Origin of the sequence: Synechococcus sp. Cu2B8-bc1011, from assembly GCF_047302735.1 — a bacterium.
In the GTDB taxonomy this organism is placed as follows: domain Bacteria; phylum Cyanobacteriota; class Cyanobacteriia; order PCC-6307; family Cyanobiaceae; genus Synechococcus_C.
The window spans coordinates 2,408,792-2,431,052 of the sequence record NZ_CP138915.1 but is presented as its reverse complement, the minus strand read 5'-3'; the positions used below and the strand labels follow the sequence as shown (position 1 = coordinate 2,431,052).

Below are 22,261 nucleotides of genomic sequence, written 5' to 3'. Positions count from 1 at the left end.
TTAAGATCTAGACGTGTTCGATTGACCACCATGATCTGGCCCTGGCGCCGCAAGTCCCGGCGAACGATGGCGAGGATCGCCATTGAGGGGGCGATCACTGGCTCCACCCGTCGTCGAGTCCTCAAAGCTCTGAAAGAGGTTCAGGAGCGTGAATTTCCTGCACTGTTGCTACGAATTGATAGTCCTGGAGGGACTGTTGGCGACAGCCAGGAGATTCACTCTGCCCTGCTCAGGCTGCGTGAAAAAGGCTGTCACGTCGTCGCCAGCTTCGGGAATATCTCTGCATCTGGTGGGGTGTATGTGGGTGTTGCCGCAGAAAAGATTGTGTCCAATCCAGGGACGATCACCGGTTCCATCGGTGTGATCCTTCGCGGCAACAATCTTTCCAAATTGCTGGATCGTGTTGGCGTCAAATTTGAAACCGTGAAGAGCGGTGCTTTCAAAGACATCCTTTCTCCAGATCGTGCTTTAGGCCCAGAAGAACGTCAGTTGCTGCAAGCCTTGATTGACAGCAGCTATGAGCAATTTGTGGCGGCCGTTGCGGAAGGACGGAAGCTTGATTCAAGCCGCGTCCGCGAATTTGCTGACGGTCGGGTGTTCAGCGGTGCCCAGGCCAAAGATCTTGGACTCGTGGATGAGCTGGGTGACGAGGAGCGCGCAAGGGTGCTTGCGGCACAGTTGGCTGATCTGGATGAGGAGCGCTGCCGCGTGGTGACACTTGGAAAACCCCGTAAGCCATTGCTGCAAGGGTTGTCGGGGTCCAATCTGCTTGTACGAATCGAGCAGCTCGTCTCGATTGAGATGGAGCTCAGCGGTCAACCCTTGTGGTTGTTCCGGCCATGACCTTGGGGAGCGGATTGGCCTTGCGCGGTCTACGTGGTGCAACCACCTGCAGCGCTAACACTGTTGTTGTGATTGAGCAGGCGGTCTCTGAACTGATGGATGCGCTGGTGAAACACAACGCTCTGAAGCCGGACTGCATCGTTTCGATCACGTTTTCTGTGACCACCGATCTGGATGCGTGCTTTCCAGCTGCCGTTGCACGGCGCCGTGAAGGGTGGGATGGCGTTGCTCTCCTCGATTGTCAGCAGATGGCTGTTGAGGGAGACCTGCCTAGGTGCATCCGTCTTCTGGCACATGCCTGGATGCCAGACGATCAGGAGGTTCGCCACGCCTACCTGGGGGAAGCCAGTCGCCTCAGGCCAGATAGATCCAGTCACAACTGACAGATGCCGGGCCGACCCTTCGAACCCCTTGCCGCTCGCTGTCCTTAGGACAATCATGGGACTAACCATTGCGGTGATTGTTTTCACCAGCTGAATTAATGGACCTTCTGCCCACGACCCCGATCCGCCGCCTCGCCGTTATTGCAGGGGTGATCGGTTGCGGAGTTGTTGCTTCTGCTTCTGTGGTGGAGATGCTCCAACCCGTTGCTGTTCAAGCCCAGAACACTCCCTCTTTGATGGAGTTTCGCTGGGAAAGCGACAACAACTACCGCAAGCTGTACTACGTCCAAACGAGCACTCGTACGCGCGAGCGATCGGAATACTTTCTGATGCTTCGGCCGAAAGATCGCAAAACCGCGATCCTGAAACTAAGCATCACCGTTCCCGATTACTTCAATGCCAAGATCCGCCCCAACAAATTGAAGCTCTGCAAGATGAAGAAGGGCGGCATGCTCAGCAGAAGCCGTTGCGAAGAGGTCATCCCTGCTGTTTTCGAAATCAGCGAGAACCAAACTGCGATTGAGGTTTTCCCTGAAACGCCTATTCCCACTGAAGACACCTACGCCGTGTCCATGACGATCTTCAATCCCAACAAGAGTGGGATGTTTCAGTTCAATGCCCTGGCACAGGCCCCTGGAGACGTTCCAGTGGCTGGCTATTTAGGGAGCTGGAACTTCAGTATCGACTAAGCATTGGCTGATAAGCTCTTCTACTGATAAAAGGCTGGGCGCCGGGGTGAATCCATGACCAAACGAACTTTTGGAGGCACCAGCCGTAAGCGGAAACGCGTTTCTGGTTTCCGTGTTCGCATGCGCTCTCACACCGGTCGTCGTGTGATTCGCACGCGCCGAAAGCGTGGGCGTTCACGTTTGGCTGCTTAAGGGCTCTAGAGCTCGTCCTAGCCCCCGATGGTGCTTCCCACATCAATGAGATTGCGTGGTCACCGCTGTTTTGATTACCTGTATCGCAAGGGTCAACGGTTCCATGGAACCTTGATGACGTTGCGCAAGGCTTCTGCGATGCCGAGGCTTCTGCGTTCGGAATGCCGTCCACTGGAGGATCAAGGTCAAGCTGCAGTGTGCCGTTGCGCTGTTGTCATCAGCAGCAAAGTGAGTAAGCGGGCCGTCATTCGCAATCGGCTAAGACGGCGTTTGCACGACCATCTTCGTCAACATTTTGAGCAGTCTTTCCAGCACGCAAACACCTGGGTTTTGATCAGTCTGAAACCAGGTGCGGCGATCTCAGAAGCCCCGATGTTGGAAGAATGCGACAGATTGCTCCAACAAGCGGGGTACTAACGATGCCAACATCCATCCAAGAAGACACGTTCTACGAAGGCGGACCAGCAGTCGGTGACTTGATTCTCAACCTGTTGCTCGGGCTGACATTGATCGGTTTGCCCTTTGCGGTTGGCGCAATTGTTCGCGCCATTTGGTTGCGTTTCAACATCACCAGTCGACGAATTTCTGTGACCGGTGGCTGGATGGGACGAGATCGCAGCCAGGTTGTATACAGCCAGGTTCGGGAGGTTCGCAGTGTGTCGAGGGGGTTTGGCGCCTGGGGAGACATGGTTCTTGTCTTGACAGACGGATCCCGCCTCGAACTGCGCTCGGTTCCACGCTTCCGAGAGCTCCAGGCTTTCATCGAAGAGCGAATCAGTGCTCTACGTGCGAGCTCGGCTTCAAAGGACGTGGAGAACAAAGGCTTCGCCGCTTGAAACCGTCTTCTCTCTGAGCCCATTCCCACAGAGGCTCCTGTGCTGTTGCACACTGGCATCAACATTCATCAATCACTCGGAACTCCATCGTGATCGGGTACATCTCCGACAATCTGCTGATCCCAATCCTGGACTTTTTCTACGGATTGGTCCCAAGCTATGGCCTGGCGATCGTGGCCCTCACGGTGGTAATTCGCCTGGCTCTCTTCCCTCTCAGCGCAGGGTCCATTCGCAGTGCCAGGCGCATGCGGATTGCCCAGCCTGTGATGCAGAAGCGTCAAGCTGAAATCAAGGCGCGTTATGCGAACGATCCCCAAAAGCAGCAGGCAGAACTTGGCAAGTTGATGAAGGAGTTCGGTAGCCCATTGGCGGGTTGCCTACCTCTGTTGGTTCAAATGCCGATTCTGTTCGCTTTGTTTGCGACGTTGCGTGGATCACCCTTCGCAGATGTGCCCTACACGCTCAATCTGAAGGTCCTACCTGCGGATCAAATTGCTGCTGTTGAGCCCAAGCCTTTCACAAGCGCCAGCCACTCAATTTTCATCACGGAAACCAACCACGTCCCGATCGTGGCAAGCCTTCCTGGTGGCACCAAACTCGGCACTGGAGAGAGCGTTCCCATTCAGCTCGAAACTCGTGGTGGAGAGAGTTTCCGGAATGTGATCTCTGGGGTTGATAACGGTCAAATGTTCCTCCCTAAATGGACGGTTACCAAGGGAGAGGGCGTTGTCAGCGTGAGTGAGACAGGAACAATTACGGCCCTCACGACCGGCGATGCCACCGTTGAAGGGAAAATCACTGGACTGGCAGCACGCAGCGGCTTCTTGTTCATCAAAGCCCTCGGTCAGGTTGGGTTCTACACCGAGGGGACAATCAATTGGGATATTGCGATCCTGATTGGTGCTTTCGGTCTGAGCCTGTTTGTCTCACAGCTCCTCTCTGGCATGGGGATGCCTGCCAATCCTCAGCAGTCCACCGCCAACAAGATCACTCCTGTGATGATCACTGGGATGTTCTTGTTCTTCCCGCTCCCTGCCGGTGTTTTGTTGTACATGGTGATCGCCAATATCTTTCAGGCTTTTCAAACCTTCCTGCTCACTCGCGAGGCTTTGCCCGACAACCTCCAGTCCATTCTTGATGCCCAGATGCTGCAGAAATCCCAGGCTGCCTCAGCCTCTGCCGGTGGTGGGTCTAGCTCAGGACGCATGCCCTTCGAGCCCAAAGGCGGAAACAAATGATTCCTGGGCTCGAGCCCGTTCCCCTTCGCGAGCTACAAGCTCTTGGTTCAGCTCGTGAGTGGGAATTTGCAGGCCAACTGGATGAGCTGCCCTCCTTAACCCCAGTTCGTGGCAGTATTCAGGCCGAGCACCGTGGAAATATCCTCGAGGTTTCCGGTTCAGCGCACACCATCGTGTGCTTGTGCTGCGATCGCTGTTTGAATCAGTTCAATCGCAAATTGTCTACGGACGCTAGTGAGCTGATCTGGCTTGGCGATAGTGAAGCCACAGAGGCGATGGCAGAGGAGGGACTCGATGTGTCTTCAATCAACGGACTTGTGGAGTGCCTGGATCCAAGGGGCAGCTTTGAGCCAGAGCGATGGGTCTTCGAGCAATTGAGTCTTCAAATGCCAGCCGTTAATTTCTGCGGTGATGGCTGCCCAGGCATGCCTCAATCAGCTGACCATGAGCTGTCTGCTTCGCCCACGCCGGCGGCAGATCCGCGTTGGGAGGCTCTCTTGAGCCTGCGCTTGGACCCAGACGAGGAGTCGGAGGTCACGCGTGACTGAACAGTGGGCACAACAACTCGATCTGCTCATTCGCGCGGGCACTCCTCTGATCTGGATTCGCAGCCACGAGGAGGAGCGTGTTGAATCTCTGCTGAGTCAAGCAGCGGAACGCTTGCCAGGCCGTCGAGTGGCGTCTTGGGACTTTGTGAGTGGCCTGTTAGGTGTTCTTGGTAGCGAGGGACTCGGTGCTCGCCAGCCGATGGTTGTTCTCCAGTGGTTGCAGGATCTCGATGGCAACAGTCCCACGCTGCTTCTGCTCAAAGATGTGCATCGCTTCTGCGATGACCCGGGAATCGCCCGCATGCTGCGCAATCTCACAAGTTTGTTGCGTGGACGCCCTCACACGCTCGTGCTGGGTTGCGGCAGCTGGACGCCACCAACAGATTTAGAAGAAGCTCTCACCCTGCTCGACTTGCCCCTCCCGCAAGAACAGGAATTGATGACCCTGCTTGGGAATATTTCGAAAGCCACTGGATCGCCCCTCAATAGCGAGGTGCTTGAGGAGCTCACCCATGCGTGCTGCGGATTGAGTGAATCACGGGTTCGTCACGTGGCTGCGAAGGCGTTGGCTCAGCGCGGTGAGCTAAGCCGCCAGGACCTTGCTGATGTGCTGGAGGAGAAACGCCTCGCGCTGGCTCGAAGCGAAGTGCTGGAGTTCTGTCGCACTGACGCCACTCCCGCAGATATTGGTGGGTTGGATGCTCTCAAGCAATGGTTAGAACAGCGCCATCGGGCCTTCAGTGATGAAGCTCGGCGTTTTGGTTTACCTCTCCCTCGTGGAGTGCTCTTGGTAGGGCCGCAGGGAACGGGTAAATCGCTGACGGCGCGAGTGATTGCCCATAGCTGGTCCATGCCACTCCTGCGCCTGGACGTGGGACGTCTTTTTGCTGGACTCGTTGGGGCGAGTGAAGCACGCACGCGCGAAATGATTCAAAGGGCTGAAGCGATGGCTCCCTGCGTGCTTTGGATTGATGAAATCGACAAAGGGTTTGGCAGTGATGGCCGTAGCGATGGTGGAACCAGTCAACGGGTCTTAGCCACTGTTCTGACCTGGATGGCAGAAAAAACGTCTTCTGTGTTTGTGGTGGCTACGGCCAATGGAGTGGAACGGCTGCCCGCTGAACTTCTAAGGAAGGGCCGCTTCGATGAAATTTTTCTCCTTGATTTGCCAGCTCGCTCTGAACGTCAGAGCATCATGGAATTGCATATCAGTCGAAGACGGCCAGGCCTCCACCTTCCTGTTGAAACTGTCGTGGACCGGACGGATGGTTACTCCGGTGCAGAGCTAGAGCAAACGGTGATCGAAGCGATGCACCTTGCCTTTGCGGAGGGCCGTGAATTGGCTGAGTCCGATTTGATTCAGGCTGCGGCTCAATTGGTTCCTCTGTCGCGTACCGCCAAAGAGCAATTGGAAGGCCTGAAGCAATGGGCTAGTAGCGGCCGGGCACGTCCTGCTTCATTGCGACTGGTAACGAACCCTGACAGGGCGTAACGAACAAGGGACTCCCTTCCAGACAGGCTTTGGATACGTCCGTATGTTTCATTAATAGCTTGCATTTGTTCGTGAATCGTTCTTCTGATCTCACTACCCAACTCGCAGCCGCATGTCTTGGTGCTGGTGTGATCACCACCGTTGCGGTCGCTCAGGGGCAGAACCCACTGACAGCTCTCGGCATCACCTTGTTCTCGGCTGTTGCCGCGGTGATGGTTGGACAAGTTCTCTAGGAACTTTGATCGTTCGTTCTGAACAGAGACGTAGGCTTTCGAGCCTGCCCCCTTCAGAATTTCCGTGCTTGACCAGCGCCTGCTGCGTGATAACCCCGAACTGATTTCCCGCGCGTTAGCGCGTAGGGGGATGGATGTTGATCTCACAGGCCTTCAGCTGATAGCACAGCAGCAACGTGACTTAGAGGAGCGTCGGAGCGGCCTTCAAGCCGATGGCAATCGCATTGGGAAAGAGGTTGGTCAACGCATTCAAGCTGGGGCTGACCCCAAGGGTGCTCAAGTCTCTGAACTTCGCTTGCAAGGCAACCAAATCAAGCAGAAGGTAGCTGTTCTTGAGGATGAGGAGAAGAAGCTCACGGCGCAACTCCGTGAAGAGCTCCTTAGCTACCCCAACCTGCCGTCAGAGGCTTGTCCAGACGGTCGCAGCGAAGACGACAACAAAGAAGTTCGTCGCTGGGGTGATCCCAGGGTGGAAAAGGGACTCCTGGAGCATTGGCAAATCGCTGAACAGCTGTCGTTGCTCGACACGGAGCGTTCCGTGAGAATTGCCCAGAGTCGCTTTGTGACTTTGTTTGGGCAAGGCGCCCGATTGGAGAGAGCGCTCATCAATTTTATGCTTGACCTGCACACCGCGAAGGGCTACCGCGAGGTTCTTCCTCCTGTTTTGGTTAATAGTGCAAGTCTGACGGGATCAGGTCAGCTGCCCAAATTTGCGGAAGAAAGCTTTCGTTGTGCGGAGGATGATCTCTGGTTGACACCAACTGCTGAGGTTCCGGTCACCTCGCTGCATCGCGACGAAATTATTCCTTCGGATCATCTACCACTCCGCTATGTGGCCTACAGCCCCTGCTTTCGCAGGGAGGCCGGTAGCTATGGACGTGACACCCGGGGCCTCATTCGACTGCATCAGTTCAACAAAGTTGAGCTGTATTGGTTTGTTCATCCAGAGCGCTCTGAAGAGGCTCATGCTCAGATCACCGCCGACGCTGAAGCCGTACTTCAGGCTTTGGAATTGCCCTATCGCGTGCTCGAGCTTTGCACGGGTGATTTGGGCTTCTCCGCCGCTCGCACCTATGACCTCGAAGTTTGGTTGGCGGGTGCAGGCTCGTACAGGGAAATTTCAAGCTGCAGTGTCTGTTCCGATTTCCAGGCCCGTCGCTCCTCCATCCGCACGAAAGATGGTAAGACAACTCGCTTGGTTCACACTCTCAATGGCAGTGGCCTTGCGATTGGTCGCACCATGGCGGCTTTGCTTGAGAACGGGCAACAGCCAGACGGAAGCGTGACGCTTCCCCAGGCTTTGGTTCCTTACTTCGGTTGCGATCGTCTCCAGCCAGAATGAACCCAGTCATGGATCCGATATGAACGTTCTGGCAGCACTGTTGGTTCTAGGGCTGCTGATCGTGATCCATGAGGCCGGTCACTTTCTTGCAGCCAGATGTCAGGGCATTCGTGTGAACGGATTTTCTATTGGATTTGGACCTGCCCTTTGGAAACTTGAGCGTGGAGGTGTGACCTACGCCTTACGCGCTCTTCCTCTTGGCGGATTCGTCTCCTTCCCTGACGACGATGAAGACAGTCCCATTCCTGCGGATGATCCTGATCTTCTGCGCAACCGCCCGATTCCACAGAGAGCCCTGGTCATTAGTGCAGGGGTGCTCGCCAATTTGCTGCTCGCCTGGCTGGTTCTCGTAGGGCATACCGCCCTGTCTGGAGTCCCAGGAGATCTTGATCCCGGTGTGATGGTGATGGCTGTTCAGCAGGGAGAGCCCGCTGAGAAAGCGGGCTTGCTGCCTGGTGATCAAATTCTGAGCATCGATGGACAGTCCCTTGGTCGTGGCGAGAAGGCCGTCAAGGAGGCTGTGATGCCAGTGAGAGATAACCCTTCCAAAGCTCTGTCCGTTGAGGTGCAGAGACATGGCTTGGTTCGAGTGATCCAGCTCACTCCCGAAGACCATCAAGGACAGGGACGCATCGGTGCTCAGCTTCAGGCCAATTTCAGTGGAACCACTCGCCCTGTTCATGGCTTGGGTGAAGCGATCGCCAGTGGATCGGAGCAGTTCGGTGGACTTTTGCAACGCACCGTGTCCGGATATGGAGCCCTTGTCACGGACTTTGGAACGACAGCTCAGCAGGTGAGTGGTCCGGTCAAGATCGTGGAGATGGGGGCCCAGCTCTCCAGTCAGGGAGGAAGTGGTCTGGCCCTGTTCATGGCTTTGATTTCGATCAACCTCGCGGTGCTCAATGCGCTCCCATTGCCTCTTCTGGATGGAGGGCAGTTGGTGTTCATTCTTTTGGAGGGGTTCCGCGGACGACCTGTCCCTGAGCGCTTTCAATTGATCGTGATGCAGTCCAGTTTTTTGCTCGTGGTTGGACTGAGTGTTCTTTTGATCGTGCGCGATACAAGTCAGCTCTCGGTTGTTCAGCGCTTGCTTGGTCAGTGAACCGATAGAGTGGCGCTTCAAGACGTCTGATCTGACTCGCTGCATGGCCAAGAAGTCGATGATTGCCCGCGATGTGAAGCGGAAAAAAATGGTCGAGCGCTTTTCCGACAGGCGCGCCGCTCTCATGGCTGCGTTCCATGCCGCTAAGGATCCGATGGAGCGCCTTGAAATTCACCGCAAAATTCAAGGTTTGCCGCGCAATAGCGCCCCAAACCGTGTTCGCAACCGCTGCTGGGCCACTGGTAAGCCTCGTGGTGTGTACCGCGATTTTGGTCTCTGCCGCAACCAGCTACGCGAGCGTGCTCACAAGGGTGAGCTTCCTGGTGTTGTGAAGTCCAGCTGGTGATTTGAGATCACTTTTCTGCAATCCATCGAATGAAGAGGTGAGTCATCGCCTCTTTTTTTGTGACTTTTGCATGGCGGTGGATCTGTTGGATTGTGTGGATCTAACCGGATAACCCCAACACTGGGTTCCGCTCAAATGTCAGAATCAGAGTTGACAGAAAGACATAAACCAACGTGCAAGGTCAGACGCAGTCGATCTCCTTTGACGGTCGGGAGATACGGCTGACCACTGGGAGGTATGCCCCCCAAGCCGGCGGCTCGGTGATGATTGAGTGCGGAGACACCTCCGTACTGGTCACGGCTACACGCTCCAAAGGTCGAGATGGAATTGATTTTCTTCCGCTGATCTGTGATTACGAAGAGCGCCTCTATGCAGCAGGAAGGATTCCAGGAAGTTTTATGCGGCGTGAGAGTCGCCCTCCTGAGCGCGCCACGCTGATTTGCCGACTCATCGACAGGCCGATGCGTCCGTTGTTTCCAAGCTGGCTTCGCGACGATTTGCAGATCGTTGCGACTTGCATGTCGCTGGATGAGCGGGTTCCGGCAGATGTGCTTGCCGTGACCGGTGCCTCCATGGCCACCCTCCTGGCAAAGATTCCCTTCTATGGGCCGATGGCTGCTGTTCGCGTCGGTCTGCTGGGCGACGATTTTGTGCTGAATCCAAGCTTCCGGGAGATTGAGCGCGGCGATCTTGACCTCGTTGTTGCCGGCACCCCACAAGGTGTGGTGATGGTGGAAGCCGGAGCGAATCAGCTTCCTGAGGGAGATGTGATTGAAGCGATCGACTTTGGCTACGAAGCTGTTTCTGAGTTGATCAAAGCGCAGCAATCCATCCTCAAAGACGCTGGGATCGAGCAAGTGATTCCAGAGGCTCCTGACCAAGACAAAACGCTGCCTGTTTATTTAGAGAAAGCCTGCAGCAAGTCGATTGGTGAGGTGCTTGGCCAGTTCGAGCAAACCAAGGCTGAGCGTGACGAAAAGCTTGATGCTATTCGCAGCACAACTGCCGAAACGATCCAGGGTCTCAAGGACTCCGATCCTGTTCGAGTTGCTGTTAGTGCCAACGGCAAGGCCCTTCAAAACAGTTTCAAAGCGCTCACCAAAACCTTGATGCGCCAGCAGATCCTTAAGGACGGCAAAAGGGTGGATGGTCGCAACCTTGATCAGGTGCGTCCAATCAGTGCCGCTGCAGGGGTGCTCCCGAAGCGAGTGCATGGCTCAGGTTTATTTCAACGTGGCCTCACCCAGGTGTTGTCGACCGCCACTCTCGGCACGCCAAGTGATGCCCAGGAGATGGATGATCTCAACCCAAATAACGAAAAAACCTACCTTCACCATTACAACTTCCCGGCATATTCCGTCGGTGAGACACGCCCCATGCGCTCTCCGGGACGTCGTGAAATCGGCCACGGCGCATTGGCCGAACGAGCCATCGTGCCCGTGCTTCCCGCGAAAGACACCTTTCCCTACGTGGTGCGTGTTGTCAGCGAAGTGTTGAGCTCCAATGGCTCCACTTCGATGGGTTCCGTGTGTGGAAGCACGTTGGCTCTCATGGATGCCGGTGTTCCTTTGAAGTCGCCTGTCAGTGGTGCGGCGATGGGCCTAATCAAGGAGGGAGATGAGGTCAAAATCCTCACCGATATTCAAGGCATTGAAGACTTCCTTGGAGACATGGACTTCAAAGTGGCGGGTACCGATAAGGGGATTACCGCTCTCCAGATGGACATGAAGATCACGGGTCTTCCTGTCAGCATCGTGGCCGATGCTGTGAATCAGGCTCGCCCTGCTCGACTCCACATCCTTGAAAAGATGATGGAGGCGATCGAAACTCCACGTGAGGGTCTCTCTCCTCACGCACCTCGCCTGCTCAGTTTCCGCATTGATCCTGAGCTGATTGGCACTGTGATCGGTCCTGGTGGTCGCACCATCAAGAACATCACGGAGCGAACCAACACCAAGATCGATATTGAAGACAGTGGCATCGTCACCATTGCCTCCCATGACGGTGCTGCCGCCGAGGAAGCTCAGAAGATCATCGAAGGCCTCACCCGCAAGGTGAATGAGGGTGAAGTGTTTACGGGCTCCATTACGCGCATCATTCCGATTGGAGCCTTTGTGGAAATCCTGCCTGGTAAAGAGGGCATGATTCACATTTCACAGCTTTCGGAGGCAAGGGTCGAAAAAGTCGAAGATGTGGTCAAGGTTGGCGATGAGGTCACGGTGCGTGTCCGTGAAATCGACAACCGCGGCCGGATCAACCTCACCTTGCGGGGCGTTCCCCAGAACGGCGAGTCACCCGACTCTCAACCGGCTCCAACTCCAGTAGCGCCCCTCTCCTGAGAGGCGCCCACCCAGGTTCAGACCTGAAAACCTGGATCAATCAGTTCTATGGCCCGTGTCGCTTGTTCACATAAAGCGGCATGGGTTTTACCATGGCTAGCGATCAAACAGCCTGCCTGGCGAACATCGCCGGTGTTGTAGGTGAGTTCGCCACCGTTGGCATGGGTGAAGGCACCACCAGCGGCAAGCAGTACGGCTTCTGGAGCGGCCATGTCCCAATCCTTTGGAGCACTTTTTCCAGACAGGGAGATGTACAGATCGGTTTCCCCGCGAAGGATCGTGGCCACTTTGCAGCCGACACTGCCGACCGCATGAGAATCACCGAGTTCTAAGGCTGTAATCAACTGTTCCAGTCGCTGATCCCTGTGACTGCGGCTTGCTACCAAGATCAGCTCATGGCTGACCCTCCGCTCACTGAAACAAACGGGTGTTCGTTCTCCAGAGCGGTTTTCGCACCAGGTGCCCTCACCCACCACACCAATCCAAAGCTCGTCTCGTTCTGGAACGAGCACGACCCCAAGCACGGGGCGTTGCTGATGCACTAAGGCCAGATGCACTGCATATTCCCCTGTGCCTTGAAGGAAATCTTTGGTTCCATCCAGTGGGTCCAAAATCCATAGCCAATCAGCAGCCAAGGGTTGCCCCTCCGTTAGTTGCTCCTTGGCTGTTTCTTCACTGAGGAGGGTCCAATCGGCGGCGGGGAAGGATTGTTTCAAGCCATCGAGGAGCCATTGATTGACGGCAAGATCAGCAGCAGACACGGGTCCTTCTCCGCCGTTGTCAACGCTGAGGGCTTTCGGAAACCCATGGGGTGGCTGTTCTCCACGGGCATAGGCACGCAGGATGTCTGCAGCCCCCCAGCTGAGAGGGCGAAGAACCTTTAAAACATCTTCCAGGTTGATACCGGCAAGAAGGGTCGGCGAGCTCGGCATCATGGTTTGATCTGGGCGGAGCCATTGTGAAGCAACGCGCTGAACCTGCTGCTGGAGTGCTGTATGTCGTAGGCACTCCGATTGGCCATCTCGGTGACCTGTCTCCGCGAGCACGTGATCTGTTGATTGCTGTGGACACGATTGCTTGTGAAGACACGCGTCACAGCGGACAGCTGCTGAGCCGTATCGGGTCAGCAGCTCGACGGTGCTCCTTCCATCAGCACAACACCCGCACGCGGATTCCTCAGCTGTTGCTGGAATTGGAAGGGGGCCGCAGCGTTGCGCTGATCAGTGATGCAGGTTTGCCTGGGATTAGTGACCCTGGACAGGAGTTGGTCGCTGCTGCGCGTGAGTTGGGCTGTGAGGTGATTTCTATCCCTGGTCCCTGTGCGGCGACAACGGCACTGGTGAGCAGCGGGCTTCCCACCGACCGTTTCTGTTTTGAGGGTTTTCTGCCTGCAAAAGGCAGGGAACGCCGGGATCGACTGGTCTTGATTGCCAGTGAGCAGCGCACCAGCGTGATTTATGAAGCTCCCCATCGCTTGTGCCAACTCCTCAACGAGCTGTTCGAGCTTTGTGGTGAGGAGCGCCCGTTACAAGTGGCTCGAGAACTCACGAAGCGGCATGAGCAACAAGTGGGCCCAACCGTAGGGGCAGCGCGACATTATTTTCAAGAAAACAGCCCCCAGGGAGAATGCACTGTGGTGTTGGGTGGAGCCTTACCCATTGAGATCGAATCCTTAAGCGATACGCATTGTTTGGAGCAGTTACTTGCACTCACTACCGAGGGGATGAGTGCCAAGGATGCAGCCAAGCTGCTTTCCAGCCGGATTGGACGCTCAAAACGCGAGCTCTACGCGTTGCTCCATACGATGACCGAACAGGCAGACTGATGGAATCAAAAGCGATTGCGATGCTCATCCGCCTGAGACTGCTTTTGTTGAGTTTGGGGACTGGGCTCACTCTGATGTTGGTTCTCTGCCTTGGTGCTCAGAATCTGAATGATCGCCATCGCCTCAATCTTGGCGTTGGGCGTTCTGCGCCCCTTCCCTCAGGCTTCATTGTCGGCGTCAGCTTGGTGTTGGGGATTGTCAGCGGCGGCAGTGTGGCCGCGGTCTTGGCGCCAGCTCCTGATCAAGACCGCTGAATCAGGACTTGAGTGCAAACAGGGATCCTTCAACCACCAAGTGCGTGATGCCACGGGCGAGCAGGTAAGGGGATGTTTGCTCAAAGACCTGGGTGTCTGGAACTTTGATCACGCGCTGACTACGGCTGCATTGGCGTTTAGCAGCGCGTGGACTTGCATAAAGGCATAAAGCCTGACGTTGCTGCTCTGAAGGATCACTGAGGCCTAATTCAGGGAACTCACTGAGCGGCCGTGGGTCCAGCTCCACCGTTTTGTCCACCAGCATGTAGACGCTGTCTGGCAACAGTTCAGATGCGAAGGGTCGGCAAATCACTTGTTGGGTAGTGACCTGAGGAAGGTCGACCGGTAGTACCGCTATTTCATGAAAGACAGTCTCATCGTCCGTGTTGAAGGTCTCGTTGTCGTCAAGATCGGAGCCACCAAAATCCTCGGCATCATCGAGAGCGAGGATTTGGCCCTCATCATTACCGTCGTTACCACTGCTCTTAACTCCTTCCTCTTCCCTGGCGCTTGGTGCCTCGCTTCTGGAATCTTCGAGGTTGGTTTGTGTGCTCTCTGGACAGCTGACCTCAGCGGTATCGATTTCAGGCACACTGTCCTTCAAAGACAAGCTTGCGTGAGCAGGGCTCTCTAAACCAGAGCTTTTCGAGGATCGCTGGGTCTTGAGCTCGGCGTACTCCTCAGGGCTGAGTAGGGACCTGACGGTTCGACTCACCGTATTGGTGCTGCAGCTATAGGCCGCGGCAATCTGGGCGCTTGTTTCTCCAGCGCGGTACCGCTCCACAATCTCCTGCTTGTGGCTGTCGTTAAGCCGGCTGGGGGCCATCATCAGTACCGCACAGCTTTCAAGCTTAAGCGGGGTTGCGTGCGTCGACTGTCAAAATGAATGAGTGCTCCCTTAGCTCAGCTGGATAGAGCAACTGCCTTCTAAGCAGTCGGTCGCTGGTTCGAATCCAGCAGGGGGCGTTTCAAAAAACCAAGCCAGGACAGGCATTGTCGGAAAACACCGAGATGCTTGAAACCACTTACTGCATCAAATCGCTCCTACGTTTACAAACGAATTTGCAAACGTAGGAGCCTCGAATCAAGGGTCGGTCCGGCTGCATTTGCCCGGATGCCTGCGAAACGGAAGACACCGGCTTGGGTTTCAAGCGTTGTCAACCTAAGTGGCGATCTGGCTTCTCGGGTGTGGGCAAGATCACAGGCGCTTATGAGCGTGGTCATCGAGTGATGCAGTCAATTCGGCGATGGTGAGTTCACAGGGGGAGCAATCCTCTTTAGACTCACTTAACTATCACAATGAATTCTCTTTTTCACCCTAAATTAATCACAAAATTAATTGGACTGGCGTTTCTTCCTTGCGCGGTTTTGCCATTAGGTGAAGCCAAGGCAAATGAATTGCAATTTGCTATTGGCACAGTCTAGAAGAATAGCTCAAGCGGAACCTCGCACAAAGAAGCAAAAAACGAGGAGAACGCGGCATGCATCAAAGAATTCTTTTAAACAGAATTCTGGGACAAATAGAGCAGGAACTTTTTGTTGCTCTTCATATGGTCATGGATGGGGCTGCTACTCGATAGAGAAAGGTCAAAGTTGCCCAGGAGAAACACTTGTAGACTGCACCGGCAATACAGATCTGGACGAGCATGGAAATCTAACTTGCGGGGGTAACTAGATATTCTTTTTACAAAGCAATGATGCCCAACAATTGCGAGGTGTCATTGCTTTGGCTAAATCCGTAACTCCTTCAATGGTGTGGATGGCGAATGTATTGGAAGCTAAAGCTCTACAGCAATGACATTTACCGTGAATACCTTTTCAGCCGAGTAATGCTCATTCTGGATATAGCTGGATCTACCACATCAAACTCAGTCCTTGCACCCAGCCATGCGTTCGCAGGATGCTTCGCCACAACGCCATCGAAGCCTGGGAAACGGTGCCCGCCCAGGTGGAGGCTTTGCCCCGGATGGTGGGATGTGGATTGAGACCGTCTGATCGATGGTGAATCCAAATTGGAGACCGCATGGATCATTCGTTTTTGACCTCATGGCATCGCTCTTAGTTTCGAGCAGTGGCTGGGAGCAAGCCGTGCAGCTGCTGCCTTGAACCACTGCAAATTCCTCTGATTTGGGAGTCACTTCTGCGCATACCGCTTCACCCAGTCCACGGCAGCGACACCACCATCGGTCAGATCGCACCATTGGTATAAGGGCAAACTCGTTGTCCGCATACCAATGGTGCTTATTCAAGGAATAAGCCCATGAGCCTGAAGCTCATCAATAAAGCCAAAGGCTACTGTGCTGGTTAAGCGGTCAGTGAAAAATACTCCATCTAAGTGATCAACTTCATGCTGAATAGCTCGTGCATGAAACCCCTCCAATTCTTCCTGATGGGAAGCCCCGTCTTGGTCTTGATACTGCAGGTGAATGTATTTGGATCTTTTTACCTCACCACGCAATCCAGGGACACTTAGACACCCCTCCCAGAAAGTCGTCGATTCTTCGCCAATTGCTTTGAATACAGGATTGATCACTACTCGCTCAGGCAATGGAGGAGCCTCAGGATAACGAGGGTTGTGCTTCATTCCGAGCACAAAAACCCTCCACGGCTCACCGATCTGAGGTGCTGCTATTCCTGCACCAGAGCATGCTGACTTGGTATCGAATAAGTCGTCTATCAGCGTCTGCAAGCGTTGACTGCCGAACCAATCATCAGGGATTTCCGTCGAGCGCCCGCGTAAAGACGGGTGACCAATTCGCAGGACACTTCGAATACTCATCTGCTAATCATGTCATCTAGCGGTCTACTCTGCCTTCTCGTCTTCCAATGCACTCTTCCCTCGTCCAGTGGAATTAAGCATCGGATCACCATTAACAATTGCAGTAATAAGCCTTGATGCACCACCAATGATCAAGGAGATTCGTACATTCGACTTTGCAAGTCTGAGATTGCTCAGAGAACAGCATGTTGTGCTTGCCTTGCAGCAAGTTCATCTAATTCGGCATCAGTTCTAGTGGTTTTCTCTTTGGCATCCTTCATTTGACCGCGGATTGCTCTGATCTCCTCTAATCCAATATCTTCGACATTTGTTTTTTGATTTTCCATACTGCGCTATGGGCTCCCTATGAGCAAGGACGCTGATCGCGGTGATCGGTCCTGACATCACCCGATAGGGGGATTTGCCCGCCATCAAGCCCCCGCCGCGACCAGAGCCTCGGCCCAGGCATCACGGCATACCCACCACTTGAGGTATCCGAGCTGATGCACGTGAGGCAGCAGCTCAAGCATCATCGCCGCAGCTGCTGTCGCAGCCGGATCCGGCTGCGTCCTGGCCAGTCGATAGTTCGCGCAAAAAGCACCGAACGTCCCCTTGCGCACCCCCCGCTGTCGTTCGAGATGCTCCTGCAGCAAAGCATCGGTGCGATGGCTACTGGTAGCTGTCTGGGCAGCTGATGCTCCGAAATCCTGAGCACCCGGCAACAGATCCTCACCGGTGAATCCGCACACCTCACCTGAGGCCAGCGCCTTGAGATTCTCATCGTCAAAGCCCTGAACCTCCTCATCGCCACGCTTGGCCATCTCCTCCAGGCAGATCTCAGCGATGTCCTGGTCGCGCCAGTCGAACAGGTCACCGACGCCGTTGGAACGCACAATGTCGACCATTTGACGCCTAAGCATGCGTTTGCAGGCTTCAGCCTGCAGTCGATCTTGATCCGTTATCAACGGCCTGCGGAGGGCCCATTCCGCGTTGAGAAAAAAGGCCGAGGTGGTCCCTTTTCGGTGGCCATTAGCACTCTGTTGCGACGTTCCCATGATCTGTTCGGGGGTCACAACGCAATCGTTTGTCATGGCTTCGAGCAGGCGCGATGACTTTCATCTTCATCAGCTTTGGCTGGTCTGTCAGCTGATCACACTGCTGCTTTCATCCCCTCCAGCACGCACCTTCGCCCCAGCAGCCTGGCTCACGGGTTACGGCTTTTTCCAGAACACATTCAGGGTGTATTGACCATCTCGGTTGAAGGTGATCCGATGGCGAGTGCTGCTGCGGTGAGCGTGGTGCGGACCATGTGTTCTCCTCGGCTTACGTTTTCAGGGCAGTGTTGCGGCGGCTGTCGATGGCCTGAGTGGAGACACCGGCCCGTCGTGCAAGTTCTGCGGCATGCCCGCGTGGCCAGTCTTTGCCATTGATCCGACAGAGCTTGTTGATGAGGGCAGTGAGCTCAGCCTCGCGTTCATCGCTTCAGTCATCCCTGCAAAGGATTGGCGTTATATGCATGTCTAATGCAGTCTTTCCAATTGTTTGAGGTATTGCATTGCCCCAGCTTGTCTATTGAATCGCTCTGTAGCTCCATGCATTGCAATTGCCTAAGTCAGTGACATTCCAAAATGATTTGAACGATCAAGATTCTTCCGAAATCTTCTACAATTGATTTTCGCTTCGTGCTTGTTGCTATGCAGGTCACTCGTGATTACGTTGACAATGCTATTAATCTGCTTGAAATTGGCGCTATTGATCAGTTTTTGGCCAATTTTGTAGCGGAGGACGTCCAATGGGCTATCACAGGCTCAAGCATTCTTGCTGGTGTTTATACATCTAGGGCGCACTTCATTGATGCAGCAGTCTCAAGGCTAAAGTCCTCTTTGGACGGCGGAATTCAGTGGAAGGTAAATAATGTTATCGTTGATGGTGCCTTCGTTGTGCTGGAGATGACTTCCAAAGCTGTTGCTAAAAGCGGGCAGCCTTACAACAACCAATATGCCTGGATATTAGAGTTTGATGGCAAAATGTTTCACAGGGTACGGGTGTATTTTGATGATGTCTTGGTAGACAAAATTATCAAGTAAATTCCGCTTCAGTCTTCTCGATGCGCTTTCGAGAGATTGGTCAATTCCTGAAGCAGTTACCCTTCAACTCAACTTTGTTGTCAATATCAATTAGCCGCAATGATCCAATCTTCATATTCAACTCTGACCAGCTATGCGCTACACCGTCTCGACTCGTATTCGTAATCCACCTCTTCCCAGCTTCCTCTCTGTCAATACTTAGCCATGGGCAGCAGAGAAAAAATCTGGCCCATTTTCTTGATTCCCAGGTGATAACTGATAAAGCCCCCTATGCTCCGTGCTCATAGGCAGCTCAAGTGGCAGCCAAGCAATCCACGACGCAGCCGAACTGCTGTTGCTGGGGTGGTTCAGAGGTGGGCTGGGTGTGGAGTCGTTCTGGGTGAGCGGGTTGTATGGCGCTACATCTGTGCTGTGGGTGGTATTCGGATCGAAAGGGGCGATTACCTGCCGTGTGGCCGTTGTTGTGGTGGGAGTCGATCAAGGCAAACAACCAGACAGCAAACGACCGGTTGACAGCAAGGGAGAACTGGAACGTCTACTTGATTCAACCGTAGTTGGCCTGGCGAATCATGTCGAAATCCATTCCCACGACCTTCGTTAGGACGAGGTAAAGGCCCCATGCGGCGATGTTGGCGCCGATAACCCAGGCAAAAGTAGTTCGTCTGGCTTTTCTGCTGTCTTCGTCCATGCGTCACCGGCACTTGATCTTGAGGCTACGGAAGTAGGGGGTCTATTTAGGAGCTGGAGTGTTTGCCTCAGCTCCCGCGTCACTGTTTTCAGTATTACGGCCATACTTCAAAAGCGGCAGGAGATCTCAATGAATTTGGCAAAACAGACCTGTATCCCCTGTCAAGAAGGTGCTCCTAAGCTCACAGAAGCGGAACTTGCTGATCTGCTGCCTCAATTGCCTGGGTGGGAGGTGGTCGATAACCACCACCTCTCTCGATCACTGCGATTTATCGACTTCCAGACTGCCCTTGATTGGGTGAATGCAGCAGGAGCAATCTGTGAGGTTGAGGGACACCATGCTGAGTTTTCCCTGGGCTGGGCACATGCGGAAGCTGTGATTTACACCCATAAAGTTGATGGCCTAACGCAAGCCGATGCTGTCTTGGCAGCAAAGCTGAATGGAATTGACGTGTAGAATTTTTTTGAGAAAGGTGATCTGAAACCAAGCAGAAGGCTTTTGCTTGTCAAGCTGTCGCCTCTTTACTAAGAAAATCTGCTCGCGTTGGAGATGTCATGATTTAGTTGGGAGATCTATAGGGAAACCAAAGCTCCTCGCTTTTTCTTGTGGGTGTTGTTTGACGTTCCTCCAACGTGCTGCAGGATTCTTGACATTGAATTAACCAACTAATTAAAACCAATCCGCTCGTTTTTTTTATCTCGGGATTCAATTCTGCCCAATGTTGATCGTTACAGGCTTTGTCTTTGGTCAGGTAGCTGACGGCAACGCAGACCAACCACGTCCAACTTGGACATTGCGTGATGGATGCAATTGACGGAGCATCCGTTGCTCTGAGGCCAGCCTGAGAGTCGCTGGCTTTGAAAGTGCTGTTTCACCCAGATTTCTAAGAGGGAGCGCTCGCTCCTATTCCGTCGAGATCCGTTCTCTGTGCAGCCTTGGTTCCACGGATCCCTGGCATGCGGAGACGCTCCTCCTGCTGAAGAAGGGCTGCCTCTGCGGGAGAAGTGGCCGCGACAGCTCTTAAGTTGCGATCGACTGGCAAAAGGACAATCGGATGGGTGGCCCAGTCTGCCAAGCGAACACCAGAAAGCAAGCAAAAGGCAGGTGTCAAAAGCTTCTCGCCTTCACTGCAACCACCAAAACTTCAGTGAAACCAGTGATTTGCGGCAGGTCAGGCTGATGCCTTGCAGAATCACTGGCCAAAACCACTGGATAAGCCAAGAGTGTGGGCGATCAGGGCTGCGTTCGTTACATGCAGTGGCGATCAGGGGCCCATCAATTTTTATCTGATCAAATATAAATAGAAACATTGCGCCGAGACTTGAAAGCACCCCTTGTTACGCTTTTTTCATGAATTTGAGTAAACAACTTCCTCTCAACGGTCAGATTGATAGCTTTCTAAATATTGGAGCTTCAGATTTCCTTTAGATTCTTCGGAGCGTTGTTGGTGGGTTCGTCCCTTCTTTCCATGGCAAGTTCTAAAAAAGAGTTGGCGCTGCTGGGCAGCACATTTCTTTTTGGTTATGGGGCCTTAGAGCTGGCGCTGCGTTTTGGTGGTTATTAGAAGCTCTCCGCAGCTCATACGGGTTCATGGTGTCTGAACCACTCGTTAAATCCTTTCTGTTGGCTGAGCCCTCTTCTGTCAATGCATCCAGAAAGATCAGTTTCTTGCGTTAACCTCGGTTGCCAAATTTGATGCGGTTTCAATCGCAATGCATCGTGTGGTCACTGTTGGTTGGATGCGAACCGGAGTGATAGAGCTAAACGGCAGGATCGACTGGCCGGCGATCTGGGTCATGCCGTTGGCTAAGGCCTGGTGTTTGTGATGAGGCAGTCTCAAAAGATCAATAGAAATTGCTCGATCTGCCTATAAAATTAGTTCATAGGTTAGATGTATTGCCTATTTGATGGCGCTCTCTCTCCTTGAGTTCTCTACTAGAATCACAAAAAATAGACCCGTGAATAAGGCTGCCACACTCTCTCTCCTTTTTCTTTGTGCCCAGCCCTTGAGCGCGCATTCGACGGAGCTATACGGTCAGGAGTTTTTTGAAAATCCTCCTAGAAGTATTTCCATTCACAATTCATACTCAAATTCTTATCAGAGATCGTATCCTGTGATCTCATTGGAATTGCCCGCCAATGCTGGAGCAAATCTTGAAAGAATTGCTTTGTCGCAAATTACTGGCACTGAAAGGTGGAAGTGGGGAGACAAGGATCTCACTGTTTATTCTGGATTTTATAATCTAAGGAAGCGGGGAAAAAAAGGGCTCGCAACGATACAATTCGATGATGAACGAGGAATCACTGAGATTGTCTTTAGTCCTTCTGTAAAGCCTGGTCAGATTATTAGTGTTGTGATTCCAAGCATTAATCCAAGGCAGGGGATTTACGAATGGTCGTCCAGTTTTTACCCCGAATCTCCTTCCCTGCCCCCCTCTCAATCTCTAGGACCAGTCCTGCGCTTAGATATTTACAGGCTGAACAATAAATTTTAATTTTTGATTGGATGGGTTGGTTTTGCTTCTGTGTGTTGCTCTCTTTGAAGGTGGGAGCGAGCGATTGTTTGATTGAGAAGAACGTTGCTTTGAGTTTGAAGGGAGTCCACCTATGTCATGGAAAGGGTTGACCATGATCAAAGTTATTTCATAACCAGGAGCTCCTATGGCTTCCAGTCGAATCACACAGCTCCTTTTGGCAGCATTGGTTATTACGCAAGTGCCTAATTGCATCAGTTTTATTTATGGTCTTAACCGCTATGAGTCTCCAGAGGCTGCGTTTAGAGCTTGCAATCAATGGGCGGAGAGTGCTGGCAAATACACAGTGAAGAGAGCAGGGGTTTGGACCAGTTACTCGCAGTCTCCGGTGCGTTTATGCCGTAAGGAAGGTGATCACTACGTTGGCTTTCAGATTCCTCTGGGTGGAGCAACAGAGATCGGTCAAAACCTGGATGATCCGAAGGGTTTTTATTCCGACAGTGTCCCTAAGGCCGAGGATTCAGGGAAGCGTTGGCGGTTTAGACGCAACAAGTGGTCGATCACGATTCCACTTTGAAGAAATGACTCAGCC

Annotated in this window: 29 protein-coding genes and 1 tRNA gene; 23 read left to right on the top strand and 7 right to left on the bottom strand. The window is 53.5% G+C overall.

Going from position 1 to position 22,261, the window contains the following annotated elements:
- Positions 1–30 precede the first annotated feature (30 nt).
- The 14 genes from sppA (at position 31) to SIC18_RS12735 (ending at position 11,583) form a co-directional block, all read left to right on the top strand.
- Complete coding sequence (gene sppA, locus SIC18_RS12800; protein ID WP_413429818.1) at positions 31–843, top strand: signal peptide peptidase SppA; 813 nt, start codon at positions 31–33, stop codon at positions 841–843.
- Positions 840–1,226 (top strand): chorismate mutase, encoded by a 387-nt coding sequence (gene aroH / locus SIC18_RS12795; RefSeq protein WP_413430564.1) that lies wholly within the window; start codon positions 840–842, stop codon positions 1,224–1,226. The genes sppA and aroH overlap by 4 nt, the downstream gene beginning before the upstream one ends.
- Before the next feature lie 191 nt (positions 1,227–1,417).
- Entirely contained in the window at positions 1,418–1,915 is a 498-nt protein-coding gene (locus SIC18_RS12790; protein ID WP_157028664.1) for a DUF2808 domain-containing protein, read from the top strand.
- A gap of 54 nt (positions 1,916–1,969) precedes the next feature.
- Positions 1,970–2,107, top strand: coding sequence for a 50S ribosomal protein L34 (gene rpmH, locus SIC18_RS12785; RefSeq protein ID WP_011620012.1), 138 nt, complete (start codon positions 1,970–1,972; stop codon positions 2,105–2,107).
- Between the two features lie 27 nt (positions 2,108–2,134).
- Positions 2,135–2,524, top strand: a complete 390-nt coding sequence (rnpA, locus tag SIC18_RS12780; protein WP_413429817.1) for a ribonuclease P protein component — start codon at positions 2,135–2,137, stop codon at positions 2,522–2,524.
- A gap of 2 nt (positions 2,525–2,526) precedes the next feature.
- Entirely contained in the window at positions 2,527–2,943 is a 417-nt protein-coding gene (locus tag SIC18_RS12775; RefSeq protein ID WP_413429816.1) for a PH domain-containing protein, read from the top strand.
- A gap of 89 nt (positions 2,944–3,032) precedes the next feature.
- Positions 3,033–4,181: a membrane protein insertase YidC gene (yidC, locus tag SIC18_RS12770; RefSeq protein ID WP_048347012.1), complete on the top strand. Its 1,149-nt coding sequence runs from the start codon at positions 3,033–3,035 to the stop codon at positions 4,179–4,181.
- A complete protein-coding gene (locus SIC18_RS12765; protein WP_048347011.1) occupies positions 4,178–4,729 on the top strand; it encodes a YceD family protein in 552 nt (183 codons plus the stop codon). Before yidC ends, SIC18_RS12765 begins: the two co-directional genes overlap by 4 nt.
- On the top strand, positions 4,722–6,221 hold the full coding sequence (locus SIC18_RS12760) for an AAA family ATPase (protein ID WP_048347010.1): 1,500 nt from the start codon (positions 4,722–4,724) through the stop codon (positions 6,219–6,221). Before SIC18_RS12765 ends, SIC18_RS12760 begins: the two co-directional genes overlap by 8 nt.
- Before the next feature lie 71 nt (positions 6,222–6,292).
- Complete coding sequence (locus SIC18_RS12755) at positions 6,293–6,454, top strand: hypothetical protein (protein WP_245407112.1); 162 nt, start codon at positions 6,293–6,295, stop codon at positions 6,452–6,454.
- A gap of 64 nt (positions 6,455–6,518) precedes the next feature.
- Positions 6,519–7,796 carry a serine--tRNA ligase gene (gene serS, locus SIC18_RS12750; protein ID WP_048347009.1) on the top strand — a complete coding sequence of 426 codons (1,278 nt, stop codon included), beginning with the start codon at positions 6,519–6,521 and terminating at the stop codon, positions 7,794–7,796.
- A 19-nt stretch (positions 7,797–7,815) separates the two neighbouring features.
- Entirely contained in the window at positions 7,816–8,898 is a 1,083-nt protein-coding gene (gene rseP / locus SIC18_RS12745; RefSeq protein WP_048347008.1) for an RIP metalloprotease RseP, read from the top strand.
- 43 nt (positions 8,899–8,941) lie between these two features.
- Positions 8,942–9,244, top strand: coding sequence for a 30S ribosomal protein S14 (rpsN, locus tag SIC18_RS12740; protein ID WP_011620003.1), 303 nt, complete (start codon positions 8,942–8,944; stop codon positions 9,242–9,244).
- 173 nt (positions 9,245–9,417) lie between these two features.
- Positions 9,418–11,583, top strand: a complete 2,166-nt coding sequence (locus SIC18_RS12735) for a polyribonucleotide nucleotidyltransferase (protein WP_413429815.1) — start codon at positions 9,418–9,420, stop codon at positions 11,581–11,583.
- A 17-nt stretch (positions 11,584–11,600) separates the two neighbouring features.
- Here SIC18_RS12735 and SIC18_RS12730 read toward each other — a convergent pair whose 3' ends face one another.
- The gene (locus tag SIC18_RS12730; protein WP_413429814.1) at positions 11,601–12,518 is read right to left on the bottom strand and encodes a 3'(2'),5'-bisphosphate nucleotidase CysQ family protein; all 918 of its coding nucleotides are present in this window, start codon (positions 12,516–12,518) and stop codon (positions 11,601–11,603) included.
- Between the two features lie 23 nt (positions 12,519–12,541).
- Between SIC18_RS12730 and rsmI the strand changes: the two genes are divergently transcribed.
- Positions 12,542–13,408: a 16S rRNA (cytidine(1402)-2'-O)-methyltransferase gene (gene rsmI / locus SIC18_RS12725; RefSeq protein WP_413429813.1), complete on the top strand. Its 867-nt coding sequence runs from the start codon at positions 12,542–12,544 to the stop codon at positions 13,406–13,408.
- A gap of 20 nt (positions 13,409–13,428) precedes the next feature.
- Positions 13,429–13,662: a hypothetical protein gene (locus SIC18_RS12720; RefSeq protein ID WP_048348271.1), complete on the top strand. Its 234-nt coding sequence runs from the start codon at positions 13,429–13,431 to the stop codon at positions 13,660–13,662.
- 1 nt (position 13,663) lies between these two features.
- Here the strand turns inward: SIC18_RS12720 and SIC18_RS12715 are convergent, their stop codons facing one another.
- Positions 13,664–14,488, bottom strand: a complete 825-nt coding sequence (locus tag SIC18_RS12715; protein WP_048348270.1) for a DNA-binding protein — start codon at positions 14,486–14,488, stop codon at positions 13,664–13,666.
- A gap of 66 nt (positions 14,489–14,554) precedes the next feature.
- On the opposite strand from SIC18_RS12715, the gene SIC18_RS12710 reads away from it, so the two are divergent.
- A tRNA-Arg gene (locus SIC18_RS12710) sits at positions 14,555–14,628 on the top strand.
- A gap of 888 nt (positions 14,629–15,516) precedes the next feature.
- Here the strand turns inward: SIC18_RS12710 and SIC18_RS12705 are convergent.
- From SIC18_RS12705 to SIC18_RS12690, 4 genes are all read right to left on the bottom strand, one after another.
- Positions 15,517–15,687 carry a hypothetical protein gene (locus SIC18_RS12705; protein WP_413429812.1) on the bottom strand — a complete coding sequence of 57 codons (171 nt, stop codon included), beginning with the start codon at positions 15,685–15,687 and terminating at the stop codon, positions 15,517–15,519.
- Between the two features lie 220 nt (positions 15,688–15,907).
- Positions 15,908–16,441 (bottom strand): peptide deformylase, encoded by a 534-nt coding sequence (gene def / locus SIC18_RS12700; RefSeq protein ID WP_413429811.1) that lies wholly within the window; start codon positions 16,439–16,441, stop codon positions 15,908–15,910.
- A 173-nt stretch (positions 16,442–16,614) separates the two neighbouring features.
- Complete coding sequence (locus SIC18_RS12695; RefSeq protein WP_157028591.1) at positions 16,615–16,767, bottom strand: hypothetical protein; 153 nt, start codon at positions 16,765–16,767, stop codon at positions 16,615–16,617.
- A gap of 84 nt (positions 16,768–16,851) precedes the next feature.
- Entirely contained in the window at positions 16,852–17,511 is a 660-nt protein-coding gene (locus tag SIC18_RS12690) for a hypothetical protein (RefSeq protein WP_048346987.1), read from the bottom strand.
- Positions 17,512–17,550: 39 nt separating this feature from the next.
- Between SIC18_RS12690 and SIC18_RS12685 the strand changes: the two genes are divergently transcribed.
- From SIC18_RS12685 to SIC18_RS12670, 4 genes are all read left to right on the top strand, one after another.
- Entirely contained in the window at positions 17,551–17,850 is a 300-nt protein-coding gene (locus SIC18_RS12685) for a hypothetical protein (RefSeq protein WP_413429810.1), read from the top strand.
- 264 nt (positions 17,851–18,114) lie between these two features.
- Entirely contained in the window at positions 18,115–18,507 is a 393-nt protein-coding gene (locus tag SIC18_RS12680) for a nuclear transport factor 2 family protein (protein ID WP_048346986.1), read from the top strand.
- 277 nt (positions 18,508–18,784) lie between these two features.
- The gene (locus tag SIC18_RS12675) at positions 18,785–19,108 is read left to right on the top strand and encodes a hypothetical protein (protein ID WP_413429809.1); all 324 of its coding nucleotides are present in this window, start codon (positions 18,785–18,787) and stop codon (positions 19,106–19,108) included.
- Positions 19,109–19,324: 216 nt separating this feature from the next.
- Positions 19,325–19,651, top strand: a complete 327-nt coding sequence (locus SIC18_RS12670; protein ID WP_048346984.1) for a 4a-hydroxytetrahydrobiopterin dehydratase — start codon at positions 19,325–19,327, stop codon at positions 19,649–19,651.
- A 427-nt stretch (positions 19,652–20,078) separates the two neighbouring features.
- Here the strand turns inward: SIC18_RS12670 and SIC18_RS12665 are convergent, their stop codons facing one another.
- Positions 20,079–20,306, bottom strand: coding sequence for a hypothetical protein (locus tag SIC18_RS12665; protein WP_250395148.1), 228 nt, complete (start codon positions 20,304–20,306; stop codon positions 20,079–20,081).
- Between the two features lie 796 nt (positions 20,307–21,102).
- Here SIC18_RS12665 and SIC18_RS12660 point away from each other — a divergent pair.
- Together SIC18_RS12660 and SIC18_RS12655 are read left to right on the top strand one after the other, a co-directional pair.
- Positions 21,103–21,690: a DUF2808 domain-containing protein gene (locus tag SIC18_RS12660; protein ID WP_413429808.1), complete on the top strand. Its 588-nt coding sequence runs from the start codon at positions 21,103–21,105 to the stop codon at positions 21,688–21,690.
- A gap of 166 nt (positions 21,691–21,856) precedes the next feature.
- Positions 21,857–22,246 carry a hypothetical protein gene (locus tag SIC18_RS12655; protein ID WP_048346981.1) on the top strand — a complete coding sequence of 130 codons (390 nt, stop codon included), beginning with the start codon at positions 21,857–21,859 and terminating at the stop codon, positions 22,244–22,246.
- Positions 22,247–22,261 lie beyond the last annotated feature (15 nt).

Excerpts from the sequence above, each read along its gene's own strand:
- sppA (WP_413429818.1), top strand. The coding sequence starts at position 31 with ATGATCTGGCCCTGGCGCCGCAAGTCCCGGCGAACGATGGCGAGGATC.
- aroH (WP_413430564.1), top strand. The coding sequence starts at position 840 with ATGACCTTGGGGAGCGGATTGGCCTTGCGCGGTCTACGTGGTGCAACC.
- SIC18_RS12790 (WP_157028664.1), top strand. The coding sequence starts at position 1,418 with ATGCTCCAACCCGTTGCTGTTCAAGCCCAGAACACTCCCTCTTTGATG.
- rpmH (WP_011620012.1), top strand. The coding sequence starts at position 1,970 with ATGACCAAACGAACTTTTGGAGGCACCAGCCGTAAGCGGAAACGCGTT.
- rnpA (WP_413429817.1), top strand. The coding sequence starts at position 2,135 with ATGGTGCTTCCCACATCAATGAGATTGCGTGGTCACCGCTGTTTTGAT.
- SIC18_RS12775 (WP_413429816.1), top strand. The coding sequence starts at position 2,527 with ATGCCAACATCCATCCAAGAAGACACGTTCTACGAAGGCGGACCAGCA.
- SIC18_RS12765 (WP_048347011.1), top strand. The coding sequence starts at position 4,178 with ATGATTCCTGGGCTCGAGCCCGTTCCCCTTCGCGAGCTACAAGCTCTT.
- rseP (WP_048347008.1), top strand. The coding sequence starts at position 7,816 with ATGAACGTTCTGGCAGCACTGTTGGTTCTAGGGCTGCTGATCGTGATC.
- rpsN (WP_011620003.1), top strand. The coding sequence starts at position 8,942 with ATGGCCAAGAAGTCGATGATTGCCCGCGATGTGAAGCGGAAAAAAATG.
- SIC18_RS12730 (WP_413429814.1), bottom strand. The coding sequence starts at position 12,518 with ATGATGCCGAGCTCGCCGACCCTTCTTGCCGGTATCAACCTGGAAGAT.
- SIC18_RS12720 (WP_048348271.1), top strand. The coding sequence starts at position 13,429 with ATGCTCATCCGCCTGAGACTGCTTTTGTTGAGTTTGGGGACTGGGCTC.
- SIC18_RS12715 (WP_048348270.1), bottom strand. The coding sequence starts at position 14,488 with ATGGCCCCCAGCCGGCTTAACGACAGCCACAAGCAGGAGATTGTGGAG.
- SIC18_RS12705 (WP_413429812.1), bottom strand. The coding sequence starts at position 15,687 with ATGCGGTCTCCAATTTGGATTCACCATCGATCAGACGGTCTCAATCCA.
- def (WP_413429811.1), bottom strand. The coding sequence starts at position 16,441 with ATGAGTATTCGAAGTGTCCTGCGAATTGGTCACCCGTCTTTACGCGGG.
- SIC18_RS12695 (WP_157028591.1), bottom strand. The coding sequence starts at position 16,767 with ATGGAAAATCAAAAAACAAATGTCGAAGATATTGGATTAGAGGAGATC.
- SIC18_RS12690 (WP_048346987.1), bottom strand. The coding sequence starts at position 17,511 with ATGACAAACGATTGCGTTGTGACCCCCGAACAGATCATGGGAACGTCG.
- SIC18_RS12680 (WP_048346986.1), top strand. The coding sequence starts at position 18,115 with ATGCAGGTCACTCGTGATTACGTTGACAATGCTATTAATCTGCTTGAA.
- SIC18_RS12670 (WP_048346984.1), top strand. The coding sequence starts at position 19,325 with ATGAATTTGGCAAAACAGACCTGTATCCCCTGTCAAGAAGGTGCTCCT.
- SIC18_RS12660 (WP_413429808.1), top strand. The coding sequence starts at position 21,103 with ATGGCGCTCTCTCTCCTTGAGTTCTCTACTAGAATCACAAAAAATAGA.
- SIC18_RS12655 (WP_048346981.1), top strand. The coding sequence starts at position 21,857 with ATGGCTTCCAGTCGAATCACACAGCTCCTTTTGGCAGCATTGGTTATT.